Annotated in this window: 15 protein-coding genes; all 15 read left to right on the top strand. The window is 25.3% G+C overall.

Annotated elements, in window-relative coordinates:
- Positions 1-8 precede the first annotated feature (8 nt).
- The 15 genes from ABVS04_RS03355 (at position 9) to ABVS04_RS03285 (ending at position 12,186) form a co-directional block, all read left to right on the top strand.
- Positions 9-389: a nucleotidyltransferase family protein gene (locus ABVS04_RS03355; RefSeq protein ID WP_368029254.1), complete on the top strand. Its 381-nt coding sequence runs from the start codon at positions 9-11 to the stop codon at positions 387-389.
- Between the two features lie 18 nt (positions 390-407).
- Positions 408-740, top strand: coding sequence for a DUF86 domain-containing protein (locus ABVS04_RS03350; RefSeq protein ID WP_368029352.1), 333 nt, complete (start codon positions 408-410; stop codon positions 738-740).
- Positions 741-907: 167 nt separating this feature from the next.
- On the top strand, positions 908-1,180 hold the full coding sequence (locus ABVS04_RS03345; RefSeq protein WP_368029253.1) for a type II toxin-antitoxin system Phd/YefM family antitoxin: 273 nt from the start codon (positions 908-910) through the stop codon (positions 1,178-1,180).
- Positions 1,181-1,186: 6 nt separating this feature from the next.
- Complete coding sequence (locus tag ABVS04_RS03340) at positions 1,187-1,516, top strand: type II toxin-antitoxin system RelE/ParE family toxin (protein ID WP_368029252.1); 330 nt, start codon at positions 1,187-1,189, stop codon at positions 1,514-1,516.
- Positions 1,517-1,554: 38 nt separating this feature from the next.
- Positions 1,555-2,445, top strand: a complete 891-nt coding sequence (locus tag ABVS04_RS03335; protein ID WP_368029251.1) for a dienelactone hydrolase family protein — start codon at positions 1,555-1,557, stop codon at positions 2,443-2,445.
- 380 nt (positions 2,446-2,825) lie between these two features.
- A complete protein-coding gene (locus ABVS04_RS03330) occupies positions 2,826-2,978 on the top strand; it encodes a hypothetical protein (protein ID WP_368029250.1) in 153 nt (50 codons plus the stop codon).
- Positions 2,979-3,144: 166 nt separating this feature from the next.
- Complete coding sequence (locus tag ABVS04_RS03325; protein WP_368029249.1) at positions 3,145-3,774, top strand: pseudouridine synthase; 630 nt, start codon at positions 3,145-3,147, stop codon at positions 3,772-3,774.
- 111 nt (positions 3,775-3,885) lie between these two features.
- Complete coding sequence (locus ABVS04_RS03320; RefSeq protein ID WP_368029248.1) at positions 3,886-4,233, top strand: rhodanese-like domain-containing protein; 348 nt, start codon at positions 3,886-3,888, stop codon at positions 4,231-4,233.
- 46 nt (positions 4,234-4,279) lie between these two features.
- The gene (locus tag ABVS04_RS03315; protein ID WP_368029247.1) at positions 4,280-4,564 is read left to right on the top strand and encodes a putative quinol monooxygenase; all 285 of its coding nucleotides are present in this window, start codon (positions 4,280-4,282) and stop codon (positions 4,562-4,564) included.
- A 230-nt stretch (positions 4,565-4,794) separates the two neighbouring features.
- Positions 4,795-5,928 (top strand): SO_0444 family Cu/Zn efflux transporter, encoded by a 1,134-nt coding sequence (locus ABVS04_RS03310; protein ID WP_368029246.1) that lies wholly within the window; start codon positions 4,795-4,797, stop codon positions 5,926-5,928.
- Between the two features lie 2 nt (positions 5,929-5,930).
- Entirely contained in the window at positions 5,931-6,272 is a 342-nt protein-coding gene (locus ABVS04_RS03305) for an ArsR/SmtB family transcription factor (RefSeq protein ID WP_368029245.1), read from the top strand.
- A gap of 153 nt (positions 6,273-6,425) precedes the next feature.
- Positions 6,426-8,360: a methyl-accepting chemotaxis protein gene (locus ABVS04_RS03300; protein ID WP_368029244.1), complete on the top strand. Its 1,935-nt coding sequence runs from the start codon at positions 6,426-6,428 to the stop codon at positions 8,358-8,360.
- Positions 8,360-10,408, top strand: a complete 2,049-nt coding sequence (locus ABVS04_RS03295; protein ID WP_368029243.1) for an EAL domain-containing protein — start codon at positions 8,360-8,362, stop codon at positions 10,406-10,408. Before ABVS04_RS03300 ends, ABVS04_RS03295 begins: the two co-directional genes overlap by 1 nt.
- 1 nt (position 10,409) lies before the next feature.
- A complete protein-coding gene (locus ABVS04_RS03290) occupies positions 10,410-11,384 on the top strand; it encodes a 7TM-DISM domain-containing protein (RefSeq protein WP_368029242.1) in 975 nt (324 codons plus the stop codon).
- Between the two features lie 40 nt (positions 11,385-11,424).
- On the top strand, positions 11,425-12,186 hold the full coding sequence (locus ABVS04_RS03285; protein ID WP_368029241.1) for a sensor histidine kinase: 762 nt from the start codon (positions 11,425-11,427) through the stop codon (positions 12,184-12,186).

Below are 12,186 nucleotides of genomic sequence, written 5' to 3'. Positions count from 1 at the left end.
ATGAATTAATGATATTTATAAACAATGATAAACGAAACTTTGGATATAGTATTGATATAAAATATAAAGGTAAAATCGTGATTCAAAAAAATGAAATAATTTTAAAACTAAAAGAACTAAAACCTCTTTATAGTAAAGAGGGTTTCATTATACAAGGCTTATTTGGTTCATATTCGAGAGATGAAGCTACAAATACTAGTGATATTGATATTCTAGTTGAATCAACACCTGATTTTGCTTCAACATATGGTTTTAAAGCCATTAGTAGAATAAATGAAATAAAAGAAGAAATTAGTACTATATTTGGGATACCTGTGGATTTAGCAGATAGTTCAGGCATGGGAAAAACTGCAAAAAAATTTATTATTGATAGAGCTATTTATGTCTAAAGAATCTATTTCTAAAATATATTTATTATTGAGAAAATAGAATATATAGAAGAAATTGTAAAAAATAATGGAACTATTTCTGCTGCTTTAGAAGACCTAGTTACTTCAAGACCTGCAATACTTATGCATCTAACAGCTATAGCTGAACAATTTAATAAATTAAAACAATCCCATGCTGATGAAATTTTAAATGAATTTGATAAAGATGATTTAAAAGGTCTTTATGATGTGAGAACATATATTGCACATGATTATGAAGGTGTAAACTTATCTATTATTGAATGGATAATTAGATTTGGTCTTCCTAAGTTTAAAACTCAATGTTTAAAAGTTATAGACAAAAGTAATTAAAAAAAAATAAAGAAATATAAAGAAATAAAGGAAACAAGCAACTTTAAATTAATAAAAAATTTTCCTGTCCCCTTTCCCTCCTTTCCCACTTTTGATTTTGCCTCTTTAATACCAAATTAAATCTAAATTTAGTACAATTTATTATCTTAATAAAAAAGGTAAATTTTATGCATTTAAGTCAAGATATAAAACCAATTAGTTACCTAAAAGCAAAAACAGCTGATGTAATAAATAGTGTAAATGAAAATCAAAGAACGATAATCATCACACAAAATGGTGAAGCGAAAGCTGTTATTCAAGATATTAAAACATATGAAAATTTACAAAATTCTTTGAATTTATTAAAATTAATTGTTCAAAGTGAGAATGATATTGAGAATAATGAAGTTATAGAGCAAGACAAAATGTTTGAAAATCTTGAACAAAAATTATTTGGATAATCTCAAATGAAGCAATTTGAAGTTATCTGGACAAAAAATGCTATATTTGATTTGGAATCAATCATCGAATATATCAAAATAGATAGTGTAAATATAGCAAAAAAGATATTTTTTGAAATCAAAAATGAGTGTGCTAATTTACACTATTTTCCCCAAAGAAAAAGAGTTGTACCTGAATTACAACAAATTGGTATTTTAAAATATAGAGAAATTATTCTTGAAAGACACAGAGTGATTTTTAAAATTGATAATACAAAAGTTTATGTTTTGTTAGTAGTTGATTCACGAAGAAATTTAGAAGATATATTATTTCAAAGATTAATTGACAAAAAATGATAACAACTCATAACAAAAAAAAGAAAAAAGGATTAAATATGAATACTCAACAATCAGATCACATACCTCAAGAAGCATTCGATTGGTATGATGAATATGCACATGGTTTAATTGATAGACGTACTTTTATGAAAAAGCTTGGCGGGTTAACTGCTCTTGGTTTTTCTATGAGTGTATTAACTTCAGCTTTATTACCTAATTATCTCTTAGCAGAGCAAGTGTCTTTTAATGATGAAGCGATAAAAGCAACATATGAAGAATTTGATTCACCTGATGGGCATGGTAAAGGAAGAGGTTATCTTGTAGTTCCTAAAAATTTAGACGCTAAGCTTCCTATTGTATTAGTTATACATGAAAATCGTGGATTAAATCCTTATATTCAAGATGTTGCAAGACGACTTGCAAAAGCTGGCTTTATTGCCTTTGCTCCTGATGTATTATTTCCTTTAGGTGGTTATCCAGGTAATGATGATGAAGGGCGTGAAATGCAAAAATCTATGGATAAAGATAAAATCCAAAATGATTTTGTAGCAGCAGCTCATTTTTTAAAATCCCACTCTCATAGTAATGGTAAATTAGGTGCTGTTGGTTTTTGTTTTGGTGGTTATATTGTAAATTATTTAGCTGCAGTTGATTCAAACCTTCTTAGTGCTGGTGTTCCGTTTTATGGTACTCCTGCAAGTGAAAATTTACGTAAAAATATCAAAGCACCGCTTATGATTCATCTGGGTGAATTAGATAAACGTGTTAATGATTCATGGCCCCAATATGAACAGGACTTAAAAGCAAATAATGTAGAATATACAATGTACATGTATAAAGATGCTAATCATGGCTTTCACAACGACTCTACCGCTCGATATGATAAAGCAAATGCGCAACTTGCTTGGAGTCGTACTATTGAGTTTTTTAATAAAAAATTAATTTAGTATTTTTTTCTCACACTCATCTTCAGCGATGAGTGTGTAAATTTTGGTATTGTATAGTTACTTACTTACAATAAGGACAATCATAATCCACATTTTCAGGTTTTATTGGATATGTTTTATTATCTATTTTTGTATTATCAAAAACATGAGAAAAAAATTTTGCATATACCAGAAGATAAACTTTATGATGAATACCTAAGCACAGGCATAGAAGAATTTGAATTATCAGAATATAAATTATGTATGAATTAAAATTACATCCTAAAATTGAAGATGATTTAAAAGAACTTGACCATTCTATTAGAATTCAAGTATTTAAGAAGCTGAAACAAATATAAGAATCACCTCAATTAGGACTTCCTCTTGGTAATAAAAACAATATGGATCTTAGTGGTTTTAGAAAAGTATATGTATCAAAAAAGAAAGTTAGAATAGTTTACGAAATACAAGATGATATACTAAGTATTTATACCATTGTTATTGGTAAACGTCACGATATGGAAGTTTATAAAAAAGCATTTGATAGACTATAAGAATTAATGAAAGTTTTCAATAAATAAATTTTATATAATTCAGCCTATCTTATATATAATAAGTTTTCAATAATTAATTAAAAATAGAAAAAGGTCATAATCAATTTTATAAAATTAAAATTAGAACAACAAAACTCAATATTCAAAACATTCAAGGTCATATTTAATGCCAAACACTAATCAAAACAGTTTAACAGAACTCCACGAACCAGTTCAAACTCACCAACACTTCAAAATATTTAAACCATATGGTTTTTTAAGTCAGTTTGTACCTGAACCTAGAAAGAAAAAAAAATTATTGGGTGAGTTATTTAACTTTCCTGATAAAACTATGGCAATAGGGCGATTAGATCATGATTCTGAAGGATTATTGTTACTTACAACTGATGGTATGATGAGTTATAAAATAAGAGATAAAGATATAGAAAAAGAATACTATGTTCAAGTTGATGGAGAAATTACGCAAGAAGCCATATCAAAGCTGCAAAATGGTGTTGAAATTAGTATTAATGGGACTAATTATCTTACACTTCCTTGTAAGGCATTGGTGCTTGAAAAAGAGCCTAAACTTCCCGCTCGTGGTTTTAAAATTCGTGATTCAAGACATGGACCTACTAGCTGGATTTCTATTACAATTTGTGAAGGTAAAAATCGTCAGATAAGAAAAATGACAGCTGCTGTTGGTTTTGCCACCTTAAGACTTGTAAGAGTTAGAATTGGTGATATTCATATAGATAGTATGAATGCAAGCGATGTTGTTGCTCTAGCTAATTTTAATGATGCACTTAATTGCTAATCTCAAATTCTAAATAAATGAAATAAAAATGAATCTAAATTTTCTTTTACTGTTAAGTTAAAATTCATATAATATGCTGTAAGTTACGAAATAATTAAATAAGGATAATTTTTGAATGATAATATAATTTATGCGTTTATTGGACTAGCAGCTTATATAGCTTATAAAAAATATACTCAATACCAAGTATTAAAACTTGTTCCAGCTTTGCTTAAGCAAGGTGGACAAATTGTTGATGTTAGAACTGTAGAAGAATTTGCGAGAGCTAATAAAAAAGGAAGTATCAATATTCCATTAAATGCACTTAATAGCAGAATAAACGAATTAGATAAAACTAAACCTATAATAGTTTGTTGCGCAAGTGGAAGCAGAAGTGCAATTGCAAAGCGTACTTTTCTTTCAAATGGATATGAAAATGTTCACAATGCAGGAACATGGAGATCTCTTAATAAGTTTTAATAGTGTCTATTTTTTATAAAAATAAATAGAAATAAAGGTAATAATAATGGCAATAACAAGGCAAATAATCTTTTTAGCAAAAAGAAATTGTATTGAAGAATTAAAAGCTCTTCTTAAAAATACTATTGAAGATACAAAAAAAGAGCAGGGTTGTTTAATGTATGAGGTTTTTCAAACAAAAACTAATCTAGTAGAATTTATAGTTATTGATTCATGGGAAAATGAAGAAGCTTTAAATAAACATTATGAAAGTGAACATTATTCATATTTTTTAAATAACTTTAAACAATATAATGCTCATATTGAGCCTTTTGAGTTGGAAGTTTTATAGTCAAAAAAATTATCTAGTTAATCTACTTCTTTTTAATTTAGATTAAATTTAAAACTATGAGTTATAAAATAATTAATATGTATTCAGAATTTTTAAATCTTAGCACTATTTATAAGACTGAACTACATGATTTTCTTTAATGGTATAAAAATATTCAAGGTTATTATTTTGATTTTATAATTCTTTAAATATTTATATATTAGAATATTCTAATATATAAAGGAGTTACTATGGAATTAGTATCAAGTTTTTTAGACAATTTTATAATTTTATTAAATGCAATGTCGATTTACATAATCATAGGTTTATTCATAGCAGGTATTTTAAAACAAGTAATACCAGAAAATTTTGTAAGTTCTCACCTAGGGAAAAATTCTACAGCTTCAGTTATCAAAGCAACATTATTTGGAATACCATTACCTGTTTGTTGCTGTTCTGTTATACCATTAGCTCAGGGGTTAAAAAAAGAAGGAGCAAGCAAAGGTGCTATTCAAAGCTTTTTAATATCAACTCCAATTACAGGTGTTGATTCTATACTTGCTACATACTCATTATTTGGTTTTATTTTTGTTATTTTTAGAATTATTTCATCTATTATTATTGCTATTACTGTTGGTCTTATTCAAAATTTTGTACAAAAGAATGATAATATAAAAAATGAATCTTTTGAAACAACTTTTAAAACTTCTTGTTGTTCTTCTTCAAGTTGTGAAGCTAATAAAAGTGTTAAAAAGAAATTCTCATTTACAAATGTCTTTACTTATGGATATGTTGTATTGTTTAATAGTATGGCAAAAGCACTTTTAATTGGTCTTGTTTTGGGTTCATTATTTGTAACATTTATGCCAAAAGAATATACACAGGTTTTATTTGAAAATCAATTTTTAACTTATATTGTAATTATTTTATTTTCAATGCCTTTATATACTTGCGCAACTGCTTCACTTCCACTTGCTGCTGCATTTATGTTACAAGGAATGTCTCCTGGAGCAGTATTTATCTTTTTGACAGCAGGACCTGCTACAAGTGCTATTACCATGAGTGTAGTTTATAAAATGTTAGGAAAAACTTCTTTGATTATCTATTCAAGTATTATTGCTGTTTTAGCATTATTATTTGGATTTATTTATGATACTTTTTTTAAAGAGCTTACATTATTGACAATTATTACAGATCATGAACATATTAATATTTTTAATATTATGGCATCTGTGTTAATGATGGTTTTAATATTTTATCATCTAATCAAAGATACATTTAGTAAAAAAGAAAGTTCTTGTTCAAATAAAAATATTGATTTGACATTAAAGCCTAAGTTTAGTAATGATATAAAAAAAGATATCATTTTTAGAGTAAAGGAATAAAATTGGGAAACGAAAATATTTGTTTAAAAGTAGATAATAATAAGGATATCATTGCTTATGAAAAAGAACAATTAATTTTAGAAAATGAAGAATTTTTTAAAAAAGAAAAACTATTCTCCTTATTAGGCAGTGAAGTTAGACTAAAGATTATCTATCTTCTTTTAAAATACGAGAAGCTTTGTGTATGTGATATTAGTGAAATACTACAAATGAATCAATCACCCGTATCACAACACTTAAGAAAATTAAAAGATGCAGATATCTTGATTGCTAAAAGAGAAGGTGTTTTAATAAATTATTATGTAAATTCTTCATATAAAACTGAATTAGCTTCATTTTTTTAAAATAAATTTTAAAAGATAACAAACTAAAAATAAATAAAACAATAGTTATTTTAATATAAAAAAAATCTTATTATTGTGATTATTTTGACACTATTTCTAATTATAATATTTTTAAAACAAGTACAGATTAAAAATGTTAGAAAAAGGAAAAAGATGTTTAAAAACTTGAAAACAAAAAGTAAATTATTATTATTCCCTCTTATGTTTATAATAATAACTGCTATATCAGGGTTTGTGTACTCTTATTTTGATAATCAAAAAGAGGTAAGAACGAATGTTGCCTTTCAAACCAATGAATTTGTAGAACAACTTTTAAAAGGAAGAATTTCTGTTTACCAATTTTTGAGAACACCTACTAATGAAAATGCTCAAAAAGTAGTAACTAATTTTGAAAAATTAGATACGGATGTTTTAGCACTCAAAAATATTTTAACACTAGAAAATAATAGAATTTTATGTGATGAAATTCTTGCTTCTTCAAAAAGTTATATTACTAGTTTTGATTTACTTTCATCAATACTTATTAAGGAAAAAGTAGAATCACCTGAGTTTAAAACTATAATTTCTAAAATGGTTAAGGAGGGAGAATTACTTGAAACTAAAATCTTAGAAATTGGAAATAGTGCAACTAAACTAAAAGAAGAATCTAATAATTTATTAAATACTAGTTTAATAATTTTAGCTATTCTTTCAATAATTTTCTTTGTTTTAATTTCATTACTGATTTCTAATATGATTACAAAATCTTTAAATGATTTTAAAAACGGACTTTTATCGTTCTTTGATTATTTAAATAAAAAAACATCTAATTCGATATTATTAGAAGATACTACTAAAGATGAATTTGGAGAAATGGCTTCATTTGTAAATGAAAATATTAAACAAATCGAAAAAACTTTAAATCAGGATGCAGCTTTAATTGAAGATGCTAAAGTTGTGATGTCAAGGGTAAATAATGGTTGGTATTCTCAGCTTATTGAAAAATCAACTACTAATGCTTCTTTAGAAGAATTTAAAAATAATGTAAACAAAATGATTCAAAGTACAAAAGAAAGATTTGAAGAAGTTGATATAGTACTAGAAGATTACACAAAACTAAATTATACAAAAAATCTTCATTTGAAACCATCAGATGAAAAAGGTGGAGTATTTGAAAGATTAGTTCTTGGAATTAATACTCTACAAAGTTCAATTACTCAAATGTTAATTGATAATAAATCAAATGGTTTAACTCTTGATGAGAGCTCAGATATTTTATTAGCAAATGTTGATAAATTAAATATAAGTTCAAATGAAGCAGCTGCCAATCTTGAAGAAACAGCTGCTGCAATTGAAGAAATTACAAGTAATATTAGATTTAATACTGAAAATATTTCAAAAATGGCAGCACTTTCAACAGAAGTAACAGCTTCAGCAACAAATGGTGAAAAATTAGCAAATGAAACTACAATTGCAATGGATGAAATTAATATACAAGTTAATATGATAAATGAAGCAATTACTGTAATTGATCAAATTGCATTTCAAACAAATATCTTATCTTTAAATGCAGCTGTAGAAGCAGCAACAGCTGGTGAAGCAGGACGTGGATTTGCAGTTGTTGCAGCTGAAGTTAGAAACCTAGCTTCAAGAAGTGCAGAAGCTGCAAAAGAGATTAAAACAATAGTTGAAAATGCAACAGCTAAAGCAAATGATGGTAAAAAAATATCTGCTGATATGATTGATGGATATAAAAAACTAAATGAAAATATTTCCCATACAACTAATTTAATTTCAGATATTCAAAATGCTTCAAAAGAACAACTTTTAGGAATTGAACAAATAAATGATGCTGTAAATAGTCTTGATCAACAAACTCAAAAAAATGCTGCCGTTGCTGCACAAACACATGATGTAGCATCAATTACAGATCAAATTGCAAAATTAATTGTAAATGATGCAAATGAAAAAGAGTTTATAGGAAAAAATGAAGTTAAATCTAAAAAATTAAATTCAAGTAAATCACAAGCTGTTTCAAAATCTACAAATGTAAAAAAAGTTGAAACAAAAAATGAAAATTTAACTAAAGATGAATGGGAAAATTTCTAATGTTTGATGAAATGGAAACGATAGTTGAAAATAGTGGAGCATTAATTTATGTAATTGATTTAGAAACACATGAAATACTTTTTGCAAATAAAAGATGTATAGAAGAGTTTGGCAATATTGTGAATAAAACTTGTTATAAAGTTTTACAAAAAAATATAAATAAACCTTGCTTTTTTTGCCCTTTAAATCAACAAACAGTTTCTTCATTAAATCTTTCTTTTGGAAATACTTATAAATGGGAAAATGAAAATTCAATAAACAATAATTATTATGCCTTTACTAGTCGTGTTGCAAAATGGAAAGATGAAAGAAAAGTTAATGTTCAATTTGGTATAGATATAACTGAACAAAAAAGGTTAGAAAAAAAAATAATTGAAGAAAAAGATAATTTTATAAAAACATTTGAATTGATTATTGATTCAACATTAGAAGGAATTATTGCATATGATGAAGATAAAAGATGTATTCAATCAAATCAAGTTGCTTCAAATTTTTTAGGTTATACAAAAGAAGAAATGATTGGAAAATCTGCATTTGACTTTATCTCTCCATCCTCCTTAGCTTTAGTAAAAAGAGTAATTGAAAATGATGATCAAGAGCATTATGAAGCTGAAATGATTAGAAAAGATGGTTCAACTTTCCCATCAATTCTAAGAGGTAGAAACTTAAATCTTTTTGGAAAAAAAATCAGAATATCAGCAGTTATAGATAACACAGAGGCTAAAAGAAAAGAGAAAGAAATTTTACAATTAGCCCATTATGATGGATTAACAAAAATTCCAAATAGATTGTTATTTAAAGAACTTTTTTCAAGTATGGTTAAAAGAATTAATAGAAATAATTGTTATGGTGCATTATTATTTGTTGATTTAGATCATTTTAAAATAATTAATGATACAAAAGGGCATATAATTGGAGATATGGTTCTTGTTGAAACTGCGAACAGAATTAAAAAGGTATTAAGAGATACAGATATTGTATCACGCTTAAGTGGAGATGAGTTCTTAGTTGCTCTTGAATTAAATCATGAAAATGAATTAATATCAATTCATCATGTAAATATCATTGCTAATAAGATTTTAAGTGAAATTAGAGAGCCATATCTAATATCTGACTTTGATTTTAGACTCTCTGCAAGTATAGGAATTGTTTTATTCAAAGATGAATATGAAATAAATGAATTATTAAGATTTTCTGATATTGCAATGTATAGTTCTAAGGATAAAGGACGAGATACTTTTACATATTTTGATCCTAAATTACAACTAATTATTGAAGAAAAAGCTGATTTAATTAAGCTTTTAAGAGAGGCTATTGAAAATAATAGTATGGCTATGTATTATCAACTTCAAATTTTTTCAGAAAATAATAGTGAAACTATTATAGGAGTTGAAGCATTAGTTAGATGGATTGATGGGAAAAAAGGAGTTATTCGTCCAGATAAATTTATATCACTTGCTGAAGAAACTGGACTTATTATTTCTTTGGGAAAATGGATTTTAGAAACTACAATTAGTCAAATTAAGCAATGGGAAAATGATGAAGTCAGAAAATATTGGCGTGTTTCTATTAATATAAGCAGTAAACAATTTGAAGAAAAGAATTTTATTGATACAATAAAATCATTAATTCAGAAATATAATATTAATCCTTCAAAATTAAGATTGGAATTAACTGAAAATCTTTTAATTAAAAATACGCAAGAAGCAATTAATAAAATTAATGAGCTAAATAATTTAGGTATAAGTTTATCAATAGATGATTTTGGTACAGGATACTCATCTCTTGCATATTTAAAGAAGTTATCAATCGACGAACTTAAAATTGATAAATCGTTTATTGAAGATTTAACAAGAGATTCAAATGATTATATTATTGTTGAAACTATGATTTCTATTGCTGAAAAATTCAATTTAGAACTAATTGCAGAGGGTGTTGAAACTAAAGAACAATTTGAGAAATTAAAATCTATGGGATGCAAATATTTCCAAGGGTATTTATTTGCTAAACCTGTTCCTTTATTGGAATTATGTAAGGATAATACTTAGTTTGAAAAAAATATTTTTATTTTTATTCTTATTTATTTATATTAATGCTTCAATATTAAAAATTGAAGATAATAAAATTATTAATGCTATTCCTAATTCTAAAATATTAATTCCTGAAAAATCTTTATCTCTAGAGCAAGCAATAAAAAGTGAGAATTGGGAAATTACAACAGAAGAAATTATTAATTTTAGATATTCAACAATTTTCAGATGGGTAAAATTTGATTTAAGGAAAAGTATTTCTGATAAAATATTTTTAGAATATGGATCAACAACAGTTGAAGTATTAAATGTATATATTACAAAAGAAAATAAACTTATTAGTGAGTTTAAAACGGGTCTAAGTAGAAATTTCCAAAGTAGGCCAATTGATTCAAATAAATTTATGTTTCCAATTGATATTGAAAAAGATGAGATTTATACTATTTATATAGAAAGTTCAAATAATTTACAACCTAATTTAGCGTCAATTACCTTATATTCTGAAGAAATTTTTAATAAACGTGATTTTTTCTTTAATTTTATTACGGGAATAATAATATCTTTATTATTATTCGTATTCTTTTATAATCTCATTATTTATTTCTTTATAAAAGTTAAATCATATAAATACTATTTGATATATATTTTTTCTATTTTAATTCTAAATATTGTTGAGTTAGGATATACGTTTAAATATATTTATCCAAATCAAACTTTTTTAAATAAGATTTTTATTCAATATAGTGAATTTATATTTTTAGTTACATTGGTTTTTTTTGTGAAAAGTATTTTAGAACTAGAAAAAAAGTCTAGATTTAATATTTCTTTGAATTTTTTGTTAATCATTGTTTTTTTATTAAATAGTATACATACATATTTATATTCTTATTATTCTGAACAGATATTTTATATCGCAACTTCAATTAGTTGTCTTGCATTAGTAGTACTTGTGGTAGTGACAATAAGCATTTTTTATAGATTTAAATATACTTAATGTTTTTGTCCAATTTATTTTAATTATTGAAGCTATGTTAATGTCATTGATTATTGGATTAAAATTAAGCATTATAGAAAAAGAGAAAAATGAATTAATTATTATAAGTAAAAATGCAGAAATAAATTTACTTCAACAATCAAAATTTGCATCAATGGGAAAAATGTTATCTAGTATAACTCATCAATGGAAACAACCATTAATGAGAATAAATTCAATTCTTTTAGCTATAGATACAAATTTAGAAAAAAGTAAGAAATTAGATAAATACTTGGATTCCATAGAGCATGAAACCGATTATATGGCCAAAACTATAAGAACTTTTAGTAAGTATTTTCATCCGCATAAGGAGATCAAATTTATAAATTTATATAATATTTTAGAAGAAGTTCTTAATATGTATAAAGATCAATTTGAAAAAAAAAAGATATTTGTATATATAAATTGTGATAATAAAAATATTGCTATAAAGGGATTTGAAGAAGAGTTTAAACAAGTGTTATTAATAATATTTGATAATGCTTTAGATTCCTTTACAAATGATAATATTCATAAAAAAGAAATAATTTGTGAAATTGGTAAGGAGTCTGGATTATCTTTTATTTCTATTGAAAATAGTGGAAATAATATTTCTGATGAAAATTTAAGTCAAATTTTTGATCCATATTTTACAACAAAAATCAATAAAAAAAATGAAGGTCTTGGCTTATATATAGCAAAAATGATCATAGAAGAAAGTATGAATAAAGAAATAAAAGTTAGAAATACCAAAAATGGTGTTAAATTTTGTATAAGAGGATAA

Source organism: Arcobacter sp. s6, from assembly GCF_040884245.1.
Lineage (GTDB): Bacteria > Campylobacterota > Campylobacteria > Campylobacterales > Arcobacteraceae > Aliarcobacter.
Note: the sequence above shows the minus strand (reverse complement) of the source record. Positions and strands in the feature narration are given on the sequence as shown.